Genomic DNA, 23,875 nt, shown 5'->3' on the forward strand with positions numbered 1-23,875 from the left:
ACCTTGTCGCGCTGCATCACCTCCTCCAACTCCGCTTTGCTGTCGATCACCACGAAGGGGATCCCGTCGGCTTCGAACTCGCGCGCCACGGCCTGCCCCACTCGTCCGTACGCACAGATGACGAAATGATCACGGAGTGTGTCGATCCGGTGCTGCATGCGTAGCATCCTTCCGCGCGGACCGAACCTGCCCTCCACCAGCGCGGTACCCACCACTCCCAGAGCAGCCACGAACACCGCCACGCCGAGTACCGCCAGTGATGCGGTGAACAGCTTGCCGCCTGTGGAGAGCCGATCAGCTGCCGACGACCCTTCGGTGGTCAGCGTCATCACCGTCAGGTAGACGGCAGAGGACAGCGAGGATCCCAGCAGCATGTACCCACCGATGCCGTACCCGAGCAGCACCAAGATCGCGGACACCACCAGCAATGCCCGCCATCGAACACCGCGCGGCGACCACACACCTGCTCCCGTCATCGCCTTCCTCCAGTGTCCTGCACGGCCAGTGGCCCGCTCCTCCCGAATGGCATCGCCCTCTTCGAGAGGCGGCAGGGACCAGTGCAGCGTCAGCACCCTCCTGAGCAGGTCACCGCTCTGTTTCCGCCCGTCGGCGGCGGCTGGACAGGCTTTGGCGGCGACGGCGGATCCGCCCGGCGACCGCATTCAACCCGAGGGGGTGTCGCATTGGTTCCGACCGGGCACGGGCGACCTGTGGAGGGTGTTGGCTCCACCACGCACAGGTTCCAGCAGTCGGGCAGCGCGGAAACGCCCGTCGATGCGCAATACGCCCTCTTAAAGAATCTTGCGCTGTAGGGTCCGCGACTTCTTGAGCAGTAACTCCCGGGGAAACACGGGGATCCGGGCTTGGTGAGCAGCGGGGGTGTCGGTGGGTGATGAGCATTCGGCGGTTTCTCCTTGGCGGAGTCGATGACAGCGAGTGAGGTATCTGTGGTCTTGGCGATCGTCGGTTTCGCTGACCGGGGTTCTCTGGCGGTGTAGAGGTCGGCTGGTGTGCTCGTGGGGGCCGGGGGGAGGCAGCCGCGGGGTCCGCCTGCTGGGCTGGAAGCCGGGGGGCCGAAGGGTTTCCTGCCCTGTGGTACGGGAGTGGGTGCCCCGTCCAGGGCAGCCTGGACGGGGCACCGACGCGTTACCTACTGTGCGCGGTGCCCTTGCTCGTTCGTGGCGGGGTGGGCGGCGTGCCAGGCTTCCCAGATTTCTGCACGGAGCCTGCCACGTGGTGGGACGTCCATGTCCTGTTCGCGGGCCCAGGCCCGTACCTCCGCCACGCTCGGCGCCACGGCCGAAGGGCGTGGCTGACGGGCGGCGGGGACGAGGGCGCGGGGTGGTGCGGGCGGGAGATTCTCGGCGGCGGTCGTTGTGAATCCGCGGCGTTGGAGGATGCGGCGGCGCTTGTGGTGCATGCGCTCCAGCAGGGGGACGTCGGCGTCGAGGTAGTCGTGGGCTTCGACGTGGGATTTGCGCTCTTCGGTGTTGCGCATGATCCGGCCGACCTGTTGGATCACTCGCCCCTTGAACGAGATGGGGCTGGTGAGGAAGAGGGTGTCGAGGCGCGGTGCGTCGAAGCCCTCGCCGGCGAGTTTGTCGATCGCCAGGAGCACCAGAGGCCCGTCGTCCTCGGCCAGGGCGGCACGGATCCGGGCGCGCTCGGCCGGCGGCATGCCGCCGTGCAGGACGAGCGGGGTGATGCCGTGCGGGGTGAGGGCTTGGGTGAGCTGTTGGAGGTGTTCGACGCGGTTGGTCAGCGCCAGGCTGCATCGGCCGCGCCGGGTGGCGTTGGCGATGTCCGCGGCGATCAGCTGGTTGCGGGCGTCGTGGTGGGCGAGTTCGTTGTAGATGGCCTGGATGGAGGCGCCGTCGGTGCCCGGTTCGTCGGTGGTGAAGGTGGTGGTGTGCACGATGAGGTGCTTGTCGAAGGCGCTGGTGTCGTCGATTTCGTGGCGGATCGGGCCGCACTGCATGGTGATCACTGGGTCCATCTGGTCCGCCCGGTAGGGGGTGGCGGACAGCCCGATGAAGCGCCAGGCCTTCGCATGGCGGATCGCCGCTTCGGCACCGGGTGCGCCGACGGCGTGGCACTCGTCCACGATGACCAGCCCGTACCCGTCGAGCAGGCCGTCGGGGGCGTCGCGGTGAGACAGCGTCTGCAGCATGATCAGGTCGACGGAGTGGCCGCGGCGGTCCTTGCCCCCGCCGAGCGTGCCGACGTGGCCGTCTGCGAGATCCAGGAATGCGGCCAGCCGGTCCTTCCACTGGGCCAGCAGCTCCGCCCGGTTCACGATCACGGCGGTCGGGATCCGGTGGCGGGCGATGAGGGCACAGGCCATCACGGTCTTGCCGGAACCGGGCGGCGCGACCAGCGTGCCCGCCTGGTGCTTGGCCATCGCGTCCACGGCCTGCTGCTGGGTGGGGGTGAGCGCTCCGGTGAACTGGGCAGCGATCGGGGCGTGTTCGGGCAGGTCGCTGGCGATGGTGAGGGTGCCGCCGGCGGCCGCGATGAGCCCCTTGGCCTCATCCACCAGGCCCCGGGGCAGCCCCAGCCAGTCGGGGTCGGAGGCGTCGAAACAGCAGATGAGGCGCGGAGTGTTGAAGGTCGAGAACCGCTGGTTCTGCTTGCGGTAGAACTCCGGGTTGTGGAACGACGCCGCGTGCTTGAGAGCGGCCAGCAGCTGCGGCGGCAGCCCGGCCGTGGAGATCGAAAGCATCGCCGAGAGCCGGGCCTTCACGCGCGCGGGCGCCTTGCCCAGGGCCTTGCGGCGAGGCCGGACACCCAACTGAGGGATGGTCGAGGACGGACCGGCCTTGACCGGGCCGAGCTTGTCAACCAACGCCTCGACATCGTCCGGAGACAGCCGCTCGGTGTGCGACAGGTGGGCGAACTGGTCGGGGTAGGGCTGCCAGGTGTCGGGGCCCACGAAGACGGTGGTGCCCTTGGCGCGGGAGGGGCCGTGCAGCGGCAGCGCGATCAGGCTGCCGAACCGGAAGCTGCCCCTGGCCTTGGTCGGCAGGAAGTCCTGGGCGGGGAAGAGCCGGTCGTAGCTGGACAGCGCCATCTGCCCGCGGGCGTCGATCGCCCGGCGCAGCAGCGCCAATCCCAGGGCGCGGGCGGTGGCCGCCGCGACGGGTGCGGTGAAGAACGTCCACACATGCGCGCCCTTCCCGGACCGGGAGATCTCCAGGACGGCGGGGACGCCCGCCTCGTGGCAGGCTGCGATGTAGGCGGTGGCGTCGGCGCGCCAGTCGCTGCCGTCCTTGCCGTCGAAGTCGCACGCCAGCAGGCGGCAGGTGTCGTCGGCCAGCAGCGGGTACAGCCCGATGTGCAGCTCGCTGCGGCCCTGCCGGGTCGGGTCCAGGTGGTGGTAGACGGCCTCGTCGGTCAGCGGCCAGAACACCCGGTCCTTATCGGCCTTGTTCTTGTCGAACGGGTTGTCCTCGGCCGGGCTCCACCCGGTCCTACCGGACTTGGCGCTGACCCACCGCTTGGCGTAGACGTCCTCGCGGCCTGCGAACAGGGTCTTGAACAGGGCGATCTTCGCCTCGGCGCTGGAGGAGGCGTCCGCATAGGGCAGCCCGCCGGCCCCGGCTGGTGGCAGCGCTGGGACGGGCTCGGAAACAGGCGGCATGCCCGATAGGTACGGTCTGGATGTCTCGGCCCAGGAGGCTGCGCAGTTGCGCGTTGTCAGCTCTCAGCCGGGCGATCTCTTCGTGTAGCTCTGCGTTCTCCTCCAGCGCCACATCGAGACGGATGCGCAACTCATCGGGATCGAGGCAGTCGGACCAATCCTCCACACCCCCCATGATCCAGACTGCGCGTGCGTCATGCAGCGAAACCAGTCAGGTTTCCCTCTCCCGGCGCCCCTGTTCCAGGGGGCATTGGGATTTCGGACGGGTCTGGTCGGCGATGTGGAGGACTTCAGTGGCTTCGCGGAGGAAGTCGTGTCCGCGTGGAGTGGGGGCGAGGGGGTTGGCGGAGCGGTCGATGATGCGGAACCGGCGATCTTCTCGATCTTCGTGTTGGAGGGCGTCGTCGCGGTCGTCGTAGATGGCTCGGGCTGCGGCGGCGATGCTGGGGTGGCCGGGGACCTGGACGATGGTTCGCAGCCGGTTGAGTGCGGTGGGGGATGAGGTCACGGTCGGCATGGCCGGGCAGGGAGTCCAGATCAGGGCGAGGTGGCCGATGGCGTTGTAGCGGTGATCGGTGCTGCGGATGGGGAGATCCCATTCTCTGGCCAGGGTGGTGAGGTGGTAGTGGCTGACGCCGCGTTCGCGGGCGAGTTCGGCCATGGATGGTGCGACGTTTTCCGACGTACTCGCTGTGGAGCCATGCGCGGGTGATGTCGGGGCGCGGTGGCAGCAGAGGGTCGGGCCGCGGCTGGAGCGGGACTTTGTCGTGGATCTGCCGGGCGCGGACGGTGTCGGGGCTGCAGGACGCCAGCCGGGCGATGTGCGTGGGTTCCAGACCCTGCTTGTCGTAGAGGTCGCACAGCCGTTCTGGGTGAGAACGCTCTGGCGGGCTTCGGCGGCCTGGGGCGTGAGCTGGTTTGCGAGGCTGCCGATCACGTGGCTGGGGGTGGTGGTGCTGGTGTCCGCGGCTGCACATCCCGACTGCGCAGGACTTGACGGACTCGTTGCGCAGCCGCGATTGCGCATCCATCCGGAACGCCGCCGGGTGGCCGGGGCTGGAGGTGCCCTATGGCCCTGTGACGACCTGCTGCGCCCGCGCCTGATGCTGCGGCACAGACGACGCTCGGGCCCGGCCGGGAACCGTCCGGCCAGGCAATGTCCGGATGCGCAGATACGCATCGAAGGCTTGCGTCGAACGCGGCGTCTGCTGCGCACGCCGGGCAGACAACCGGCACCGACTACCAGGCGGCTCGGGGTCCTCCCGCGCCTGCGGCGGACGGTCGATGACAGGCACACCGTGAACGCAGCGCCCTGGATGATAGGTAAGAGGTATCATTCTGCCATGCTGTACTCGACTCCTCAGCTCACCGAAGACGACCGCCGCGTCCTTGAAGAGATCGGGCGCCTGCGCGAAAATCTCCGTGACGCCGTGCAGCAGGCCCCGATCAAATGGACAGCCGATCTGCGCCGCTTCCTGACCGCGTCGGCGATCGCTGGGTCCAACACGATCGAGGGCTTCCGCGTGGACGCGGTGGACGTGGCCGACCTGATGGACGGCGAACGCGACAACGTCGCCGCCAGCGAGGAAGACAAGGCCGAGACACTGGCCTACCAGCAGATGATGACCTACATCCAGTCGCTGTACGACGTGGAGGACTTCACCTACAGCAAGGGCCTGCTCAACGCCCTGCACTGGATGCTGCAAGGCCACCGTCACACCCCGATGCGCCCGGCCGGCCAGTGGCGCCGCAAACCCATCTACATCACAGCCGCCGGCGACCCCCACGCCACCGAGTACGAAGGTCCCCACGAAGACCAGGTGCCCGCCCTGATGACCGAGCTGATCGACTGGCTCAACCACGGCGACCCAGACAGTGACGCACTCGTCCGCGCGGCCATGGCCCACCTGAACCTCGTCAAAATCCATCCATGGGTCGACGGCAACGGGCGCATGTCCCGTTCCCTGCAGACCCTGGTGATCGCACGCCAGCAGATCCTCGCACCGGAGTTCTCCTCCATCGAGGAATGGCTGGGAATGCCCGGCCACACCTGGGACTACTACAAGGTGCTGCGCGAAGTCGGCGGACCCCACTATTCACCCCAGCGCGACACCGGCCCCTGGATCACCTTCAACCTGCGCGCCTACCACGAGCAGGCCCAACGTGTGCAGCACCGTGTGCACCGCTCCAACGACTGCTGGCTCCGGCTCGAGGACCACGCCGCCCGCCTCGGCATCAGCGAACGCCAGATCACTGCCTTGCACGAAGTAGCCATAGCCGGACGCGTACGCCGCTCCCGCTACGAGAAAGCCGAAGCCCTCAACACCCAGCAGGCCACACGAGACATCCAGGCTCTCGCCAAAGCCGAACTCCTCGCCCCCGTCGGCCAGACCAAAGGCCGCTACTACATTGCCGGCCCGAAGTTCCCTCAGGACGTCCTAGCCGCTGCGCAACAACGCCACACCATCCACGACCCGTATGCCTGATCCATAAGACGACGAGGCCGCGGCATCCACTGGCAACCGGGTAGGAAGAAGCCAACGCCTTTGTCGCACGAATCGAATGACCGGCTTCGTACGCCGCAGGGGCCGACGTGTCATGAGGGGCGGTGAAACGCGGCGGCGGGGCCGATCGGGCCGGGCCCGAACTTGTCGTGGATGCGGTCCATGGCTTCTTCGGCACCGAGGCGGGCGGACTGAAGGACATGACGGGTGCGCCGTAGTACTTCTGGAGAGGCTCGGAGATCCGGTTGCTCTCACTTGGAGGCGTCGATGGCCGTTCGCCGTGTTGTGCCCAACATCCAGTCCGATACCGCGCGGGAGAGCAGGGACTTCTACGGCCTGCTGGGTCTTGAGGAGGTCATGAACCACGGCTGGATCATGACGCTGGCTTCTCCGTCCACCCCGGCGGCACAGATCAGCGTCATGACCAGCGACAAGACTGCGCCGGTCGCGCCCGACATGAGCATCGAGGTGGACGATGTGGACGCGGCCTACGCGATCATGCGTGACAGCGGCGCGGAGATCGTGCACCCGCTGCAGGACGAGGAGTGGGGAGTGCGCCGGTTCTTCGTCCGTGACCCCAATGGCCGGGTGGTCAACGTGCTGGGCCACAGGTAGTCGTCATCGTGGCTCTCGTTTCCGTGAAGGTACTGCTTCACAGCCACTCGTTGATGGCTGCGACCAGTACGGCCGCCTCGTAGCGGACGGCAGTTGTCAGCGGCCATGGAGATGCCCAGGTGGGCGGCCGGCGGTTCGCCCGGTCCGTGGCCATCGGAAATCCATGCTGGTGGCCACGGTGTTCCCGGTCCGAGGGGTCGGTTTAAGGGGGCCACCCCCTTGCCCGCGAGGGCCTTGGGGGCGTGGAGCACACATGTCATGACCCGGCAGCCGCAGTGCCGGCCGGCTGCGGCCATCCGCGGGAGCCGGACCGGTATGCCCGCGATGTGCTCGACGGTCACGGTCCCGGCGTTGCTGGTCAGCACATAAGCGCATAGGCCGGTGCCCCGCCGATCCGGCGCAGGGCGGTGTCCGGGCAGGCCGCGGCGTGAGCAATGAGTTCGGGCGGCGGATCGGGCGCGACCGGCGTGCCCAGGGTGCAGTACCGGACCGGGATGACCACCCGGAAGCGCCCAACGGCGGCGGCGGGCTGGGAACGCGCCCCACCTCGTCGCCCTCGTCCACGCCGGAACCCGCTTCGCAGGCGGTCAGCTCGCAGGCGGTCGACGACAGCTGCGCTGCTCGCCGGAGCGGTGAGCACGACGAGTGCCGAGGCAACGCCCCAGACAGCGACGGCCACGGCGCAATCGATGAGCACGGGCTGCGCCGGCCCCCAGAACCCACCGGGCTGCTAGTTAGGCCGGGGAGCACGTCAACCGAGCTCCCCAGCCTTGCGGACCTCGACCATAGGTGAGAGGAGCCCGAGCACGTGCAGGGTTTCCTCGTGGTAGTCGTCGCCGACGCCCGCACAGGCGTCGGCGACAACGGTGACCTCCCGGCCGGCATCCGCTGCGGCCAGCACGGTGGCCAGGACGCAGCAGTCCGTGGCGACTCCACACATCACCAGCGGGGCACCGTCGGTGATACGGTCCAGCTCGCTTCCCCACTTACCGAAGGTGGGACGCGAAATCACGGGGGTGCTGTCGGGGACGGGGAACGTCACCTCCCACAGCGGATCGTCGGCGGGAGCCCGCATGGTGGGCCACCGGGCGTAGTAGCGAGCCCACTGGCCAGGTTCGGCTGGGTCGGGAACGAAGCGTGTGACGACAACCCGTCCCTCGAAGCCGTCGCACAGCCGCTTGACGACGGGCTCGATCTCGGAGTAGCGCGGCACCGCCCAGGCACTGTCTGGGTCGGCGAAGGCCGCCTGCATGTCGATGACGACCAGCCAGGGCGCGCCGGCCTCGCGGCCTCCTGGCTCAGGCGCGCTATCACGGAGTCTGTGCTCGTGTTCGGCGTCGGTGGCCGTGGCCATGTAGTGCCTCCTCAAGTCTCTCTTGTATGGCAGAAAGCTACGGAGATGATTTCAAGGGGGTCAAGCGATCTGCATCTAAGTGCATTTCCGGGTCGAGTGACGCCCTCATGTAAGTGTTTCTTGCATGCAAGCAGGTGGGGTGTTGTGGTGGACTGAAGAGGATTGAGTAGGAAGTCGACAGCACACCTGATCCGTCGACCGACATTGCTGATGGTGTACGGGGCGCTCGGGCGCGGCCCGGAGAGATGGGAGTGGTCGTTTAGGCGGACTGGGCGCGGCGTGGACGCCGATCCCTTGGAGGATCAGCGGCGACATGACCGAAATCGGCCTACTGCCCGCGCTGGGGCGCGGTCAGGCTGCCATGGCCTCGCCGGCAGCCTTCGCGACGTTGCCCCGTCTGCTTTGCTCGGGCGGGGCAGCCTGTCAGTCGTCCGCAATGGCCCGCTGACTCGTTGTCGGTGGGCAATTCTGCCGCACGTGCCGCATGCATTGTCTGGCCAGTCCCTTGCTCAGCCCTGTGGAGCGGGCGAGTTCGGTGGCGGTCACCGATGTCGAGTTTCGTTTTTGCTGAGTATCCAGTGCGGCTGCGACTCGTTGCAGAGCCCATGGGGGAAGCTCGTGCGGCATGGTCTTTGCTCTCGGGTGAAGGAGGGACAGAGATGTGAGGCAGAGGCTGTTCGTGGTGATGAAGGGGTTGGTGCTGAAGCAAGGTTGAGGGGCCGAGCGCTGCCGTGGGGATGGGGATGCCGGCATGGCGAATAGGGAATGGGCGTGCTGTGAGGGGAGGCAGGCGGCCGACGTCATTCCGTCGCCCAGGTCGACGGCAGCCACGCCATCCTCGATGACCAGTGGGGCCGGGCCTGGCAGGCTGCCAGGCCCGGATGCGGGGACGCCGCCTGTCGGTTAGTGCCTCGTCACTGATTGTGCGTAGCCACCGCCCTGGAACGATCGGGTTCGCCTGAGGAGTGGCGTGTTGCGCCCGTGTCCTTCATCCAGAGCGGTTTGAGCCGGTAGGTCAGCAGGTACAGGATCGCGCCTGCTCCGGTTGCGACGAACATGCTGAGGTCGCCGGCGCCCGGATGGGCCACCGAGAACGGTCCGGTGTAGAAGTCGGACTGCCAGAACGGCACGGACGCGGCGACCCCGCCCGCCCACGCGATGAAGCCCCAGTCCAATACGCGCGTGCGGTCGTAGAGTTCGGGGATGCGGCTGGCGTCGGAGCGGCCGCCCAGGTAGTAGTCGAGCAGCAGTACAGCGACGAAGGGGGCGATGAAGTACGCGGTGAGGTTGAGGAAGACCTTGAACTTGGCCTCGGTGCCGGATTCGCCCCACAGGCTGAGGGCGTACGCCAGCACGCAGATGCCGATGACGGCCTGGGCGCGGGTGACGGGCACCTTCAGGGTCTGGATGGAGATGGCGCCGCCGTAGACGTTGAGGAAGTTCTGCGCCAGTGCCGAGAGGCCGACCGCGAGCAGGGCGGGAAGGGCGAAGGGGCCGGCGAGCTGGTGCAGGGCGGTGATCGAATCGGAACTGGTCGCGCTGCCGCCGACGACCACGCCCAGGATGCCGAGCCAGCAGATGGTGACGAAGTTGCCGAGGCCGGTGTACCAGGCGGTGCGCGTGACGACGTCGGGGGTGTCCGGCAGGTAGCGGGAGTAGTCCGAAGCGAAGGGCGCCCAGGCCACCAGGAAGGACAGGAACCAGGCGCCGAAGGTGACCAGGCCGCCGGTGGAGCCGATGTACCCCTGCGCGTGGGGGTTGGCGTGGAAGACGCTTCCGCCGCGTACGACGGCTACCACGGTGATCAGCGCGAACAGGGGCGTCAGGACGTAGGTCAGCGCCTTCTGCAGGAAGTTGATCATGTTGTAGCCGTAGACGGCGACGACCAGCTCGACCAGTGTCAGCACCCCGGCGCACAGCCAGAACGGCAGGTGGGTCAGTCCGGCGAACGCCTTGCCGCCGAGGATGACGGTCACGGACGCCCAGCCGATGCCGGCGAAGACGTTGATGTAGGCGACGGGCACGAAGTTGCCGAAGAAGCCGAGCGGTCCGCGGGCCTGGATCTGCTGCGGCACGCCGAGCCGTACGCCCATCCGGGACATCACGGCCATGAGCAGGGATCCCAGTGCCGCTCCGATGACGATGGCGGTGACAGCGGCCGGGAAGCTCAGTCCGAACCAGGCCGCACTGAAACCGAGCATGATGATGGGAAAGTTCAAGCCGGCGGCGAACCAGACGAAGAACTGCGAACTGGGCTTGCCGTGCCGCTCGTTATCGGGGATGTGGTCGACCCCGAAGGGTTCGACCTTTGCTATCGCGCTGCCGTACACCGGCGCTGAGGCGTCGTGGGTCATGGCGTGCTCCTGGAGACCGGGGAAGGAGGCTGCTTCAGTGGGTGGTGGGGGGCGACTGCGGGGTTCTCACCATGGCGGGGGCGTGAGATGTCGGATAAAACCGATGCTGTAGACCAGCGGGAGGGGTGGCGGATGGCGATGACCCAGCCGGTGAGCGGGGCTGGAACGCCTGGAGCCGCTCACCGATCTTCACCTTGAGCCGGGTGCACGATCCGTTGATCGGAGGTGTGCGGAAGTGGCTTTGTTCAGGCCGGAGGGCGAACTTGTCGGCCATGTGAAAACGGGGCCTCGCCACCTTCGTGACCGAGGTCAGCCGCATCCAGGATGGGGGCCGGGGGAAGGCCGAACGAGCTGCAGTGCGCTTTGCAGCGAACTGAGCGTGTCCGCCTCACAGTTGGATGACCTTCCTGGGCCGCGGCTTTGCCAGGCAGTATCGACTTACTGGAACGCCGGGATGACTTCCTTGACGAACAGCTCCAACGACTTGCGCTTCTCCTCGTGCGGCAGGCTGGTGTCGATCCAGAAGCTGTACTCGTCGACGCCGAGCTCCTCGTAGGTGCGCAGCCGTTCGATGATTGCGGCAGGGGTGCCGATCATCGCTGTCTTGTGCAACGACTCCGGTTGGAACTCGGGGCGGCCTTCGAACTTCGACTCCGGGCTGGGGGCGAGGAACCCGTTCTGCGGGGTGGTCTTGTTGCCGAACCAGGCGTCGAAGGTCCGGTAGAACCGGCCGATCGCCTCCGCGGCCGGCCGCCACCCGTCGGGCTCGTCGGGGGAGTGGACGTGGGTGTGCCGCAGCACCATCAGCTCGGGACGCGGCACCTCGGGATGGTTGGCCACCGCAGTGTCGAACTTCCGCTTGAGATCGACGACTTCCTCGTCTCCCTTCATCAGCGGGGTGACCATGACGTTACAGCCCTGAGCGACGGCGAAGTCGTGGGAATCGGGGTCGCGGGCGGCGATCCACATGGGCGGGGTGGGCTGCTGTACCGGCTTGGGCACGCTGGTCGACGTCGGGAACTGCCAGATCTCGCCGTCGTGGGCGTAGTCACCCTGCCAGAGCGCCCGGACGGCGGGCACAAGCTCACGCAGGTGCTTCCCGCCGTCGCGAGCCGACAGCCCGCCCGCCAGCCGGTCGAACTCGAATTGGTAGGCGCCCCTGGCGACACCGACCTCCATCCGGCCGTTACTGATGACGTCGAGCAGCGCGCATTCACCGGCGGCTCGGATGGGGTTCCAGAACGGCGCGATGATGGTCCCGGCGCCGAGGCGTATGGTCGAGGTCTTCGCAGCCAGGTGGGCGAGCAGCGGCATCGGGCTGGGAGAGATGGTGTATTCCATCGCGTGGTGCTCGCCGATCCACACGGTGCCGAACCCGCCGGCCTCGGCCATCAGGGCCAGCTCGGTGAGATTCTCGAAGAGCTGGCGGTGGCTGACCTCCTCGTCCCAGCGCTCCATGTGCACGAACAACGAAAACCTCATGACTGCTCCTTACCTGCTCGGGTGACCAGGTGTCGGGTGTTGTCCTGGTCGCTGCGCTCATCGGTGGTCGCGCCGGAGTGCCCCGTGCCGGCGGCGTCCATCTCGGTGAGGGTGACGTCGCCGGTGGCCCAGTGCGAGCGGGGAACCTCGCAGACGACGACACGGATGTATTCGGGCCGGGTGTTCGTGGTGCGCAGGACCGCGGCGTGCACTTCGTGCAGCAAGTCCCGGATCTGGGCCGGGGTGCGGCCTTCGGCGAGGGTGATGGCGACCTGTGGCATGTCAGCTCCGCATGGTGAACGGGTCCGCCACGGGCTCCTCGCTCGTGTTGATCCACACGCTCTTGAGCCGGGTGTACTCCTTGATCGACTCGGTGCCGTGCTCGACGCCGACGCCGCTGGTCTTGAAGCCCTGCCGCGGGGACATGGGGGACATGGCCCGGTAGGTGTTGACCCAGACGGTCCCGGCGTCAAGGCGCGCCGCCATCCGGTGCGCCCGGGCGAGGTTCGTCGTCCAGACGCCGGCTGCGAGTCCGTAGTCGGTGTCGTTGGCCAGGCGTACGACCTCGTCCTCGGTGTCGAACGGCATGATGGCCAGGACGGGGCCGAAGATTTCCTCACGTACCACGCGCATGCTGTTGTCGACGTCCACGAGGATGGTGGGCTCGTAGAAGTAGCCGCCGAGTCCGCCGTCGGTGGAGTGTCCACCGGTCAGCACCCGGGCGCCTTCGCTGCGTCCGAGATCGACATATCCGGCCACCTTGTCGCGCTGGTCAGCGAAGGCCAGCGGGCCGAGTTCGGTCTGCTCGTCCAGGGGGTCGCCGATACGGATGGACTTGGCGCGTTCGGTGACTCGCTCGAGCAGCTCGTCGTAGACCGACCGGTGAGCGAAGACGCGGCTGCCTGCGATACAGGTCTGTCCGGCAGCTGCGAAGATGCCGGCGACGACTCCCATCGCCGCGTTCGGGATGTTCGCATCCTCGAACACGATGTTGGGTGACTTGCCACCGAGTTCGAGCGTGGAGCCGATGAACCGGCTCGCGGTTGCCGCGGCGATGCGGGCCCCGGTGGCGGTGCTGCCGGTGAAGGAGATCTTCGCCAGGTCGCGGTGGTCGACCAGGGCCTGTCCGGCTTCGGCCCCGAATCCGGTGACGACGTTCACCGCCCCTGGCGGGAACCCTGCCTCCAGCGCCAGCTCGGCGAGCTTGAGGACGCTGGCCGAGGTGTATTCGGAGGGCTTGATCACGACGGTGTTGCCGGCGCAGAGAGCAGGGGCCAGCTTGCTGCTGGTCAGCGTCAGCGGCGAATTCCAGGGCGTGATGGCTCCGACGACTCCCAGCGGTTCCCGGGCCGTGTAGTTCAGCACCTGGCGGTCGGAGGTGGGGATGAAGTCGCCGTGGATCTTGTCCGCGAGTCCCGCGTAGTAGTGGTAGTACTCCGGCAAGGCAGCCAGCTGCCCCCGCATCTCACGCAGCAGCTTGCCGTTGTCCTGCGTCTCCATCCGGGCGAAGTCTTCGGCGTTCTCGGCGATCAGGTCACCGAGGCGGCGCAGCAGGTGGCCCCGCCGCGTCTGGCTGAGGTCGCGCCAGCGCCGGTCCTCATAGGCCTTCTTCGCGGCGGCGACCGCTCGCTCGATGTCGGCGGCGCCTCCACGCGCTGCCCGATAGAGGACCTCGCGCGTGGCCGGGTTGGTGCTCTGAAAGTAGTCGCCCGACGCGGGCTCCACCCGCGTCCCCCCGATGAAGTGCTGCAACGTGGGGAGGTCAGACATGGGCGCACTCTCCAAGGAAGGTGGTGAGGGAGTCGACGAGCGCCTGGGGACGCTCAACGGGCAGCATGTGACGCGCCTGGGGGATGACCACTGCACGGCAGTGCGGAAGTGCCGCGGCGAGCCGATGGGTCATCTCGGGGGTGGAGCCAGGATCGCTCTCCCCCGTCACCGCCAGCGCGCGTACGGCGATGGCACCCAGGTCCGGCCCGAGTTCGGCGTCCGCCGTGGCGAACACGCGATAACAGTTGAGGAAGGAGCCGAGGTCATTGGCAAGCAGGGTGGCCTCGGTGCGGGCCACCCAGATGGGATCGACGTCCGTGCCGGCGTACCACCGCTGAAGGGATGCGGCCGTGCTTGCCATGAAGTCGGCCTCCGCGGTGCGCAGCCGGTCGAGGACCAAGGCCCGTTCCTCGGCCGTGCGCTCGCACACCGAGCTGACCGAGGTCAGCGTGGCCACCAACTCGGGGCGGCGCAGCGCCACATGCTGGGCGACCAGCGCACCCAGTGAGAACCCGACCAGGTGTGAACCGGCCGGGATCTCACCGACCACCCCGTCGGCGAGGTCTGCGAGTGTCACCCCGGCGCTCACCGGCGGGCGAATCCCGTGGCCAGGCAGGTCGGGGGTGATCACGGTGAAGCGGTCGGCAAGGAGTGCGGCGGTGGGCTCCCACATGGAGTGGTCGAGGCCGACGCCGTGCAGCAGGACCACGGTCGGCTTGCTCATGAGCACCTACTGTTCGGTCGAGAGCGGCGCCAGGCGCTGCTGGGGGCGCCCCTGAGCGGCGGCGGCAAGCGCGATGACGATCTCCTCCGGGTGCGGAGCGTCGCTGATCCGGACCTCGAAGCTCTGGTGGTGCGAACGGATCGTGGCGTCGGTGATGTGCTTCAACGGGATGTCGAAGACCACGCCCGCGGGCCCACGCTTCTCGACCGCCGGCAGCAGGGTGGTGGCATTGGCCGCCTTGCGGAAGTGGTCGCCGAACTTGAGTGTGTGGATCAGCGCCGAGCCATGCTCGATCTCGCCGTCCAGGCCGACGATGGCGGCCTTGCCGTATGCCTCGGCGGGGGCATCGAGGGCGTCCAGGACCGCCGGAGCCAGCAGCGCGCCGAGGTCGGAGGCGTGCGCGTCGATGCCGGGGCTGAGGTCCTCGACGAAGCCCTGACCGGCCCAGGGATTCTCAATCACCGCTGCGACGACGGCAACGCGGGCGGAGCGGTCGACCTCTCGGCCGCCCTCGGCGCGGATCTCTTCGACGACGGTCACGATCTTACGGACGCTCATGAGGGAACAACCTCCAGAGTTTCGTTGGTGACAACGGGGTCGGTCAGGCGGTCCCCGATACGGGGGTGCGGTCGCGGCCCCGTCGACGCGGCTGCGATGACGACGATCTCGTCCGCACGCGGCGCGTCGGGTACACGGGCGCTGATGGTCTGGTAGTGACTGCGCGTCGCGGCATGTGTCTTGTGCCAGAGAGGGACGATCAGCGTCTCTCCGGCCTCGGCACGCGTGTCGGCGAAACAGATGATGGACTCGCCCTGGAGGAACTCTCTCACCAGGTTCCCGAAGTACGGGGTGTGGATGAGTGCCCCGGCGTGCTCGATCTCGCCCGCCGTACCGACGATGGCAGCCTTGCCAAACGCTTCGATCTCGTCCTCACCGCCCAAGGAAGCGATGAGCCGGTCGGTCAGCAGCTTCGCGAGCAACGGAGCGATGCGAGCCTGCTCCATCGACAGATCAGCCGAAGGGCCGGAGCCCACCCATGGATTCCGTATGACCGCAGCGACGCTGGCTCGCTGCACGGGCCGCACGGCTGCCTCGCCCGCCTCGGTGAAGACGACATCACGGTAGAGCACGAGCTTGCGGAGACCGATGCTCTCGTCAGATTGTTCCAAGCTCTCTTGCATGGCACAGGACCATAGGCACCCACGCTCAGACCGGTCAAGGGGCTCAGCTAAACGACTTTCACGTGCCCGTCGGACACTCAAGTCGACAGCCCCAAGATGGCATCTGAACTGCCTGTTTCAGAGACCTGGGGGCTGAGTCGCGATTCGACACCCCTGAACCCTTGACGCTCCATCTGTGGCATGCCTTACTGCTTCTTGTATGCCAGTGCAGCCGGGTGTCAGCCCGGTGGGCGCCGAGAGTTTCATGTCCCTTCACCTTCGAACGGATGAGGAAAAGGCGCCCGCGCAGCCATCGGGAAGCAGGGAAGAAACCACCAGGAACGGCACGACCGCGGGCAGCGGCGGAGGGGACAAGCAACGGTTCCGCTTCCTCCGCCTCACTTGGCACCTCCAGCAGCGCGCGGGCGCCCCGTCCCTGCCGGCGGACCGACCGCACTCCCAAGACCCTCACTGTGAAAGGAGAAGAGATGGCGCACACTGACGCCCGGCGAGAACTCATCCAGAAGGTATGGGCCAAGGCCTGGGGGCAGGGCGACGTCGATGCCCTCGACGCGCTGCTGAGCCCGGCCTACCTACGCCACGGAACAGACCCGCACCCGCAGAACCTGGACGCCTTCAAGGCAGCGATCCTCTCCACACGAGCGGCCTTCCCGGACCTGACCACCACCATCGACGACATCGTGGCCGAAGGCGACAGGGCCGCGATCCGCTGGCACAGCAGCGGAACCCACGTGAACTCGTTCCTCGGCGTACCGCCCACCAAGCGACGCGTCGAAGTCAGCGGCGCCACGTTCGCCCGCTTCGAGTCAGACCAGGTCGTCGAGGAACACGTGACGTGGGACCCCCGGGCGCTGCTCTCGGCGCTAGGCATCATCAGCGTGGGACAGGACTGACGATCAAGATGACAAGGAGCCCTTCCATGGCCGCGCTCGCCTCGACCCCCGACATCGACGTGATGAAGCAGGTCAACCGGCAGTTCGTCACCGGTGTCACGGTCGTGACCGCGATGGATGAAGAGACCCCCAAAGGGCTGGCCGTCAACGCGTTCTCGAGCATCTCGCTCGACCCTCCCACCGTCATGGTGTGCGTCCAGCGCACCTCGTCCACCCACGACTGCCTGTACCGGGCGGACCACCTTGCGATCAACATCCTGTCCACCGACCAACTCGACGTCGTCGGCACGTTCGCAAGCAAAGCCGCTGACAAGTTCAAGGACCTCGACTGGGAGAGCGGCCCCTTCGGCAGCCCGCTGATCGCTCAAAGCAGCGTGCAGATGGAAGTGCAGATCCGCGAGCGGCTCCAGGCCAGCACCCACACCATTTTCATCTGCCGAGTAGTCCACGCTGCAGTCGCCGAGCGGCATCCTATGGTCTACAGCGCGGGCAAGTTCTTCGACGGCGGCGCCCTCACGTCTCTGGGATGATCCAGCGGGCGGCACGGGAGATGGAGGAGTACTCGGTGAATCGCGCGAAGAGCGAACCGAAGAACGGATCGATGCAGGCCACGGTGATCGCCGAAATGCGCAGGCGCATCATCAAAGGCGACATCGAACCCGGAGCTCCGCTCTCGGAGCTCGCCCTCGCGGACGAGTTCGGCGTGAGTCGTACGCCCGTGCGCGAAGCCCTCAAACAGTTGCAGACCGAAGGGCTGGTCGAGATCCGGCCCCGCGTCGGAACCTTCGTCACCATCCCCTCCCGCCGTGAGATCACGGAACTCTTCGAGATGAAGGAACTCCTCGAGGGCGCCGCCGCCCGCCTCCTCGCCCAGCGCGGCCGTGTCCCGGAGATCGACTCGCTCGAGCGAAACCTGCGCGAGGCCGATGAAGCGGTGGAGCGGGACGACCGAGAGCGGTACGCAGAGTTGGTCCATGAGTTCCACGACCTGCTCGTAGCCGGCGCCGACAACACCAAGTTGCAGGCCCACTACCGAATGTTGATGAATCAGCTGGCGTACTCCCGGCTGGTGAACACCTCGCTGAGCCAGCCGGGCCGCGCCACTCAGTCCGACCGCGAGCACCACCTCGTCCTGGAGCTGATCCTGGCAAAGGACGGCGACAGCGCCGAGCACGTGATGCGTGAGCATGTCAGGGCCAGTCGGCGCGCTCTGCTGGCGGGCCTGCCCCTCGGTGACCGGCACGAGAGATTCGGCGCGGCGAGCTCCTGACCTTGGGCCCACCCAACCTCTTCATCGCTTCCCACCTGATCGAACCGGAGCGGGTGGGCGCGATTTTCTGTTGGCTGAGGGGCAAGGCGATCGACAAGGCAGTGTCGGCGAACCCCGCCCGCCGGACACGGCGCGCTGATCCGCCCGCAGGATCACACGTTCACCCAGTTCGGCTCGGCGGTCGGGATCTCCGCGGTGACCGCGGTGTACGGGGTCACCGCGGGAGGCAGTTGTTGATCAGCTGGTCCGAGGATGTCGACGAGAAATGACGGCAGTCCCGGGGCGATCCCAGCGAGTACGACTATGGGGCGGGCAGGGCTGATGGGCGCTGGATGTCCAGTACGACCGCCGTTCCAGCGACAGTCCGGTCTTCGTGCATGGTGATCACTTGCCCGGGCCGTAGGTGCTGCCACCGTGGCGGGGAGAGCGGGGCGAGACGCACCGCGGCCTGCCCACCGGGCTCCATGAAGGGCATGAACTCCGCCCAAAGGCTGGCTATGAGGAGGTCCGGTTCGCCTGTCGGGGTCTTCTTCCCGATGTTCCACATCGGTCGCAGGACGCCGGCCCCGGAGAACGGTGTCTGGCGGCGGGCCTCGTGGGCAGGTCTGAGGGTGAGGTCGGCTCGGATGATGCCGTGGCGGGTTTCGTAGCAGCGCCAGTGGCACCAGGCCGCGCTCCTGTCCAGTTGCATCTGCTCGGCGGCATTGGCGAGCGTCTGCCAGAAGGTGAGCGGAAGCGGGTGGACGTCACCGAGTTCCTCCAGCAGGGCGAGAGCAACTTCCCACTCGTCGTGGGCGAGGTACTCCCAGACGTCGTTCACCGTGATGTCGTTCTCGGTGGCGACCTCTTCGGGGACCAGCAGTGAGGCAGATTCCAGCAGCTCGGGAACGTCCATGCCTCGATTCTGGACGACGCTTTCTCACCTGTGAGCGGCACGTCCCCCGCACAGGACTGGGCCCTGACCGACGTCCACGACGTCGACTGGACCGGCAGAATGTCCCGGTGACACTCTTCACCTGCGCGAACTGCCGGCAGCTACTCACTGGAGATCTCAAGAAAGCACGGCCCTCGCGGGACACCGATAAGAAGTCCGGTCATCGGATCGCCCCTCCGCGGATGGCCCGGGGCACCTATGCAATCAGCCACGACGCCAGTCTCTTCATCCTGCATCCCGACGACGTGCCGGGAACGGCTCCGCACCCGGACCGCAGGCGCCGCAACGGCTGCTGCGGACTGGACGGCCAGGACGGCCCCAATCTCGTCTGCGCGGCCTGCGGCGCCGATGTCGCCACCAAGCAGTCAGACTGCTGGACCCAGAACCTGGTGGCGCTGACCGCCGCCGCAGTCGTCAGCGGAGCCGAATCTCCAGCCTGAACCCGTTGACTTTCGGCGTCACCTCGCACACGTTCGCCGGAACATATGCGCTTTGCCGAACGACTCGCTCGAGGCGATCGTGACGCTGTTCTTCTCCTCGCGTTTGGTCAGGACCTGGAAGAGAAGTTCGGCTCCGTGGCGGTCGAGATTCCTGCGCGGCTCCGGCCAGGCTGAGTCCAACGCCTTCCGCACTGTCCGCCACGTCACGCCGTGCGTACGGCTCAAGCTCCCGCATCGACATGCCGCCACGATGGTCACGCCGGATCGCCGCGTACAGTCCGACCTTCGACATGCGCGGCATGACCAGTACCTTCCACCAGGAGCACCTCGATGCTGCCCTGGCGAAGCCGTGCTGCGGCTTCATCCGCGTTCACCCGGCCGACGCGTCGGGCGGGCGCGGTCGGGTGCTGGGGTTTTAGCGTCGTAATGCCTTGCGCTGTGACAGGACCGCAAGGCTCGGGCGGCCCTTGCACGCAGCGCCCTGGGCAGGGGCCGCCGTCCCACCTGCCGTGTGGTGGCCGGAAGGGGAGCCGGCTCCGGCCTGGTTGGCCCCAACCGGCCCGCGCGATCGGATGCGCGCTTCCCCGGTATCCGTGGCGCAGGCCTCCTTCTGGAAATGGGGTGGGTTGGTCAGTGGCGGCGGACGGGGTTGGCGCATCGGGTGTGGATGCGGCCGGCCCCGGCGGCTGTGCCGGAGGGGCTGACGTGAGCGCCGGGTGTCTCGGCAGGCCGGGACCGGCGGACAGGCGGTCGGCGTAGGTCCGACACCCCTCATATCCCAAGGTCTCCCGTTCATCGGAAGAAGAGGAGAGGGCCGTGCATGATGACCGCGTGGCGGGGCCAGGGGGACGGACCGTGGTGGTGACCGGCGGGACCAGCGGGATCGGCGCCGCGATCGCCGGCCGCTTCGCCGCCGACGGGGACCACGTCATCGCCGCGGGACTCGGGAGCGCCGCGCGCGAACTGCCCACACCTTGGCCCAACACCCGCTTATTCCGTCGGCTGGTGGACCCCAGCACCCTCCGTCTCGTCGTGGACCGGGGGAACCTCACGACACCGCAGTCCGGGGCCGGGCCCGCGACTGGCACCGTCCCGAAGAAGGGCACGTCCGGCCTGCCGCAGCCCCGGTCCGGCTCGGCCGTCCCCCAGCAGCGCACCTCCGCGCGTCCCTACACGACCGTGGAGCAGGAGAAGGTGGCGCTGGACCTCGTGCGCCGGGCACTGGCGCTGGACGAGACCGAGCTGCGTGACCTGAGGGCCCAGCACGGCTTGGGCGCGGACGCGGTGGACGAGCTGGCCCGGTTCTGCGAACTCAAGACTTACGGCGGTGTCGAGCCGGACACGATCCAGCTAACCCCCGCGGAGTTCCAGCGGGCAGTCGAGAGCGACGACTTCTTCCTCGTGGTCGTCTCCGGCCTGGAGCCGGAACGGCGCCGGTCACCGTACGGATCATCCTGCGCCAGCGTTGCCGGGCCTGGGAGTGCGGCCAGGGCTTCGCCGGTGTTGTCCAGGAAGCACAGCAGCGGGTGGTAGCCGAAGCCGCGTTTGTAGGTCGCCGCTGCCTGCTCTTTCTCGGAGTGGCAGGTAACCAGGGTGGCGTCGAGGTCCAGGACAAGACCGGGCAGGTCGCGTCCGCCCGCACGGGCTGCGGGTATCCCTGCCCTGGTCTCGGCGGCCTGCAGCCAGGCGACCTCCCGGGCGGTGGCCCTGGCCGAGCGCAGGCGGGCGAGTGCAGCCGAGTCGATGCCGGCCAGAAGGCGCCAGGCGGTCGGGGTGGAGGCGACGGGGCCGAACACCTCCGCCTGGTCGCGCAGCAGGGCCAGGTCCGCTATCGCCTCGCCGCCGTCGGCGAGCATGACCGCGAGATCGACCGCGATCCGGCCGGGGCCGTGCCCGGTGCCACGCGGTCGCAGCCGACGCAGTGCATCCGTGAAGGCGCTGGTCAGGCCGGTGGCATCGGCGAGATCGGCCAGCAGGCGGGATCCGGCGTGGCTGACCACCCCTTGGCCGTCGGCCGAGACGACGAGTTTGGGGCGCGAGGCGGTAGTGTGCACGCAGAAAGTGCCTTCCCGGTGGGATGACAGAGACCTTCGACAAGCCTCATCGTCCCAGCTCAGGAGGCACTTTCACTTTTCCGATCAAGACCCGGACACCGCCGCAAGTGAAACACGCAGGTTAGAGGAGGGCACGGGAATGTGTCCTTCACGGATCAGGGCGCGCAGGCAGAACCGCACACCACGTCGGGACGTGCATGACGACCGCCAGCGTAGCGCATCAGAAGACCCCAGCACCCGCTCTGACCTGCAGTTATGTGCATTGCAATGCCATGCATAACGGGGTACGGTGGAACACCCAAAAGGGACTTTTCTTCCTCGCTGGCGTGCCTGCCGACTGCGTCCCGGGCCCCGCGCCCGAGCTGCTCACCGGCACCCCGGACGATGGGCAGCGCAGCATTTGCACGCCCGGCCGAACCGGCCGCCGCAGCGCCCCGTCAGGACGCCCCGGCCCGGGTCACCGCCCGCGTCGACGAGCACCAGGAGCAGCCGCCCGCCGGCCCCTTGAAGGACTGGGACCTGCTCGGCCTCCCGGCCGACTGCGCCCCCGGCCGCGGGCCCGAGCTGCTCACCGACGCCCAGGTGAACGCCCGCAGTCGACTACGGCCTCACCCAGGTGGGATCTGTCGGCTTCGTGTCAGTGGGAGCATGGCAGTGACGGTTGATCAGGAGAGGTGTTCCTGGTGGTGGTCGGGCTGTGTCGATGGCTGGCGGCTGCCACGGGGTAGCACTTCGCGACTTGGCTGCTGTCATAGGGCGGTACATCCTCAGATGGCTCACTGACAGGAAGATGGCGGATCACACATCCGCACACTGGCTGCGCTCGCCAGCAGCAGGTGCCACACGGTGGCGATGCCGGGCTGCCTCAAGGCGCGCGCGTGCGAGGCAGTGAACATCCGGGCTGGCTGGCGGAAGGCTGCGTTGCCTGCCCGTGAGGTAACCGACTCCCGGGGCCGGTACCGCTACGGCCTCCGCGCGGAGTGAACGGAAACTGAAGCCGTGGATCAGCGGTAGCCCGGCTCCGCCGGCCGGCGGCCCCGGGGCGGGAGGGTGGCCAGGAGGCCGCCGAGAAGTATGGCCGTGGGGGTGGCCACCGCCAGGGTCCAGCCGAGGCGGCTGCCGCGTCGGCGTTCGCACTCCAGCAGGGCGGTGCGGATGGCCTCCTTGGTGTCCGCCTCGTCGACCCCGCCCACGGGCATTGCGAAGGCCTGATCGCCGTCCGGACCCCCGATCACCGACGCGCATAAGGCGCCGCCGTACGCGCCACCGCGGTTGGGTATCCCGTTGGGTATCGCCAGCAGCCCCAGCACCGCGGCCGCGCCCACGGCGATGCCCAGCCAACCCCACCCGCGTCCCATGCTCGTCCCTCCCGCACAACGGCATTGCCGGGAACGGTACGGGGTCCGTACGCCGTGTCGAGCAGCAGCTCGTCGCCGTCCGGGCCGACCGACGTCGAGCAACTCGAATTCGACCTCTCGCAGTTGCAGGTGAAGCCGATGCCTGCCCGAAATGGGCAAGGCAATGGAGCTTCGATGGCTGAATGGACGGGTCAGGCCTCGTGCCGGGGTGGCGATGTTCTGGCTCGGAGGGCTGGGTCGTTGCGTAGTTGTAGGAAGGTGACGAGCAGGGTGAGTGCCTGCAGCAGGGCGCATGCTCCGATGAGGCTGTTCAGGTAGGGCGGCGGGGTGAGGGCGAGCAGGATGCCTGCGAGGGGGAAGGGCAGGTTGGTGGACTGGATCTCGCGCCGGCGGCCTCTCCCCGCATCAGGAGCGAGGTGAGGGTGCTGCTGGACGCCTTTCGGAGGCGTCTTACGGACAGCCGCGTACGTCGTCGCCCCTGGCGGTCAGGGTTGGACTTTGTGAGACCGCTCTTCCTGAAACGTAGCACTCCGAGTGTATGAATATCTGTGCTCGCGAAGTGAGGCTTTGGCGGGCCGGGTAGTGAGAGTTTTTTCCGCACTGGCAGAGCGGGATTGCATAATGTGCACGGGCCGTTCCGGTGTGCTACTGTCGATCTCGGTTGCAGTTGTGGTTCCCGAAAATTCAAGTGCCCCACCTGGTTCTGTCGGTTGGGAGCGCTTTTGTATTTCCGGTCATTTCCGGGCGGGGTAATCATCGCGGCGACACGGCGTCCGCGCAGTGCGGATTCCGATGTACTGCCCCAAAGGAGATATGGCATGGCTGCTGGTACCGTGAAGTGGTTCAACGCGGAAAAGGGCTTCGGTTTCATCGAGCAGGACGGTGGCGGCGCTGACGTGTTCGCCCACTACTCGAACATTGCCGCGCAGGGCTTCCGTGAGCTGCTCGAAGGCCAGAAGGTAACCTTCGACATCGCGCAGGGCCAGAAGGGCCCGACGGCCGAGAACATCGTTCCGGCCTGACGCCGACGCACAGACTGCAGCTGGGGCCCGCATCCTTCGGGGTGCGGGCCCCAGCTGCTCGCATCTCCCGCGGCGGTTTCACCTGCGGGACGGCTCGGAGGAATCCGCAGTCTCACCACGCGCGGCTCCTCCTTCAGTGATGCAGGAGCGTACTGAAGAGCTTCGCCGCTGCCGACGCCCGGATCTTACCTCCCCATTGCGTCACCCATTTCAGCACCTGTGCCCCCGGATATTTCCGCTGGCCCAAAGCTGTTTTCTTTTGCTACCGGTCCATACTTGT

General features: G+C 67.6%; 20 protein-coding genes and 2 pseudogenes. 7 read left to right on the forward strand and 15 right to left on the reverse strand.

Translation table 11 applies throughout. The features are described 5' to 3' along the window. The 3 genes from ACWC91_RS38785 to ACWC91_RS38795 all read right to left on the reverse strand — a co-directional run. A partial coding sequence (locus ACWC91_RS38785; RefSeq protein ID WP_450726255.1) for an NAD-binding protein occupies nucleotides 1–572 on the reverse strand: 572 nt, incomplete at its 3' end. A gap of 578 nt (nucleotides 573–1,150) precedes the next feature. Continuing rightward, complete coding sequence (locus ACWC91_RS38790) at nucleotides 1,151–3,640, reverse strand: TOTE conflict system archaeo-eukaryotic primase domain-containing protein (protein ID WP_450644709.1); 2,490 nt, start codon at nucleotides 3,638–3,640, stop codon at nucleotides 1,151–1,153. Between the two features lie 211 nt (nucleotides 3,641–3,851). Next, the gene (locus ACWC91_RS38795; protein WP_450644711.1) at nucleotides 3,852–4,301 is read right to left on the reverse strand and encodes a hypothetical protein; all 450 of its coding nucleotides are present in this window, start codon (nucleotides 4,299–4,301) and stop codon (nucleotides 3,852–3,854) included. Between the two features lie 682 nt (nucleotides 4,302–4,983). Between ACWC91_RS38795 and ACWC91_RS38800 the strand changes: the two genes are divergently transcribed. Continuing rightward, nucleotides 4,984–6,126, forward strand: a complete 1,143-nt coding sequence (locus tag ACWC91_RS38800; RefSeq protein WP_450644713.1) for a Fic family protein — start codon at nucleotides 4,984–4,986, stop codon at nucleotides 6,124–6,126. Nucleotides 6,127–6,411: 285 nt separating this feature from the next. Then, nucleotides 6,412–6,759, forward strand: coding sequence for a VOC family protein (locus tag ACWC91_RS38805; protein WP_225080885.1), 348 nt, complete (start codon nucleotides 6,412–6,414; stop codon nucleotides 6,757–6,759). A 751-nt stretch (nucleotides 6,760–7,510) separates the two neighbouring features. Here ACWC91_RS38805 and ACWC91_RS38810 read toward each other — a convergent pair. The 8 genes from ACWC91_RS38810 to ACWC91_RS38845 form a co-directional block, all read right to left on the reverse strand. Beyond that, a complete protein-coding gene (locus ACWC91_RS38810; protein WP_450726257.1) occupies nucleotides 7,511–8,113 on the reverse strand; it encodes a cysteine hydrolase family protein in 603 nt (200 codons plus the stop codon). Nucleotides 8,114–9,027: 914 nt separating this feature from the next. Next, nucleotides 9,028–10,467 carry a purine-cytosine permease family protein gene (locus ACWC91_RS38815; RefSeq protein WP_450641159.1) on the reverse strand — a complete coding sequence of 480 codons (1,440 nt, stop codon included), beginning with the start codon at nucleotides 10,465–10,467 and terminating at the stop codon, nucleotides 9,028–9,030. A 438-nt stretch (nucleotides 10,468–10,905) separates the two neighbouring features. After that, nucleotides 10,906–11,949 carry an LLM class flavin-dependent oxidoreductase gene (locus ACWC91_RS38820; RefSeq protein WP_450641157.1) on the reverse strand — a complete coding sequence of 348 codons (1,044 nt, stop codon included), beginning with the start codon at nucleotides 11,947–11,949 and terminating at the stop codon, nucleotides 10,906–10,908. Beyond that, nucleotides 11,946–12,230 (reverse strand): tautomerase family protein, encoded by a 285-nt coding sequence (locus ACWC91_RS38825; protein ID WP_450641156.1) that lies wholly within the window; start codon nucleotides 12,228–12,230, stop codon nucleotides 11,946–11,948. Before ACWC91_RS38825 ends, ACWC91_RS38820 begins: the two co-directional genes overlap by 4 nt. A gap of 1 nt (nucleotide 12,231) precedes the next feature. Then, nucleotides 12,232–13,719, reverse strand: coding sequence for an aldehyde dehydrogenase (locus tag ACWC91_RS38830; protein ID WP_450641154.1), 1,488 nt, complete (start codon nucleotides 13,717–13,719; stop codon nucleotides 12,232–12,234). After that, nucleotides 13,712–14,443 carry an alpha/beta fold hydrolase gene (locus tag ACWC91_RS38835; RefSeq protein WP_281157082.1) on the reverse strand — a complete coding sequence of 244 codons (732 nt, stop codon included), beginning with the start codon at nucleotides 14,441–14,443 and terminating at the stop codon, nucleotides 13,712–13,714. Before ACWC91_RS38835 ends, ACWC91_RS38830 begins: the two co-directional genes overlap by 8 nt. A gap of 6 nt (nucleotides 14,444–14,449) precedes the next feature. Then, on the reverse strand, nucleotides 14,450–15,001 hold the full coding sequence (locus tag ACWC91_RS38840; RefSeq protein ID WP_450641153.1) for an amino acid synthesis family protein: 552 nt from the start codon (nucleotides 14,999–15,001) through the stop codon (nucleotides 14,450–14,452). Then, nucleotides 14,998–15,624, reverse strand: coding sequence for an amino acid synthesis family protein (locus ACWC91_RS38845; protein WP_281157080.1), 627 nt, complete (start codon nucleotides 15,622–15,624; stop codon nucleotides 14,998–15,000). The genes ACWC91_RS38840 and ACWC91_RS38845 overlap by 4 nt, the downstream gene beginning before the upstream one ends. Nucleotides 15,625–16,091: 467 nt before the next feature. Between ACWC91_RS38845 and ACWC91_RS38850 the strand changes: the two genes are divergently transcribed. The 3 genes from ACWC91_RS38850 to ACWC91_RS38860 are packed head-to-tail and all read left to right on the forward strand — an operon-like array spanning nucleotide 16,092 to nucleotide 17,787. Next, nucleotides 16,092–16,517, forward strand: a complete 426-nt coding sequence (locus tag ACWC91_RS38850; RefSeq protein WP_281157079.1) for an ester cyclase — start codon at nucleotides 16,092–16,094, stop codon at nucleotides 16,515–16,517. 26 nt (nucleotides 16,518–16,543) lie between these two features. Then, a complete protein-coding gene (locus ACWC91_RS38855; RefSeq protein ID WP_281157078.1) occupies nucleotides 16,544–17,047 on the forward strand; it encodes a flavin reductase family protein in 504 nt (167 codons plus the stop codon). Beyond that, nucleotides 17,044–17,787: a GntR family transcriptional regulator gene (locus ACWC91_RS38860; RefSeq protein WP_281157076.1), complete on the forward strand. Its 744-nt coding sequence runs from the start codon at nucleotides 17,044–17,046 to the stop codon at nucleotides 17,785–17,787. The genes ACWC91_RS38855 and ACWC91_RS38860 overlap by 4 nt, the downstream gene beginning before the upstream one ends. Before the next feature lie 301 nt (nucleotides 17,788–18,088). Here the strand turns inward: ACWC91_RS38860 and ACWC91_RS38865 are convergent, their stop codons facing one another. Further along, a complete protein-coding gene (locus ACWC91_RS38865) occupies nucleotides 18,089–18,682 on the reverse strand; it encodes a hypothetical protein (protein WP_281157075.1) in 594 nt (197 codons plus the stop codon). Between the two features lie 107 nt (nucleotides 18,683–18,789). Here ACWC91_RS38865 and ACWC91_RS38870 point away from each other — a divergent pair, with 107 nt between their 5' ends. After that, nucleotides 18,790–19,161, forward strand: a complete 372-nt coding sequence (locus ACWC91_RS38870) for a hypothetical protein (protein WP_450641151.1) — start codon at nucleotides 18,790–18,792, stop codon at nucleotides 19,159–19,161. 24 nt (nucleotides 19,162–19,185) lie between these two features. Here the strand turns inward: ACWC91_RS38870 and ACWC91_RS38875 are convergent. From ACWC91_RS38875 to ACWC91_RS38885, 3 genes and pseudogenes are all read right to left on the reverse strand, one after another. After that, nucleotides 19,186–19,308: pseudogene (locus tag ACWC91_RS38875) on the reverse strand (IS21-like element helper ATPase IstB); the annotation flags it as partial. 1,331 nt (nucleotides 19,309–20,639) lie between these two features. Further along, nucleotides 20,640–21,245, reverse strand: a pseudogene (locus ACWC91_RS38880) (transposase); the annotation flags it as partial. A gap of 974 nt (nucleotides 21,246–22,219) precedes the next feature. Then, nucleotides 22,220–22,573 (reverse strand): hypothetical protein, encoded by a 354-nt coding sequence (locus ACWC91_RS38885; protein WP_450642870.1) that lies wholly within the window; start codon nucleotides 22,571–22,573, stop codon nucleotides 22,220–22,222. Between the two features lie 818 nt (nucleotides 22,574–23,391). On the opposite strand from ACWC91_RS38885, the gene ACWC91_RS38890 reads away from it, so the two are divergent. Next, nucleotides 23,392–23,595: a cold-shock protein gene (locus tag ACWC91_RS38890; RefSeq protein ID WP_023586116.1), complete on the forward strand. Its 204-nt coding sequence runs from the start codon at nucleotides 23,392–23,394 to the stop codon at nucleotides 23,593–23,595. The last annotated feature ends 280 nt before the right edge of the window (nucleotides 23,596–23,875 follow it).

Source organism: Streptomyces sp. NPDC001204 (assembly GCF_053598035.1).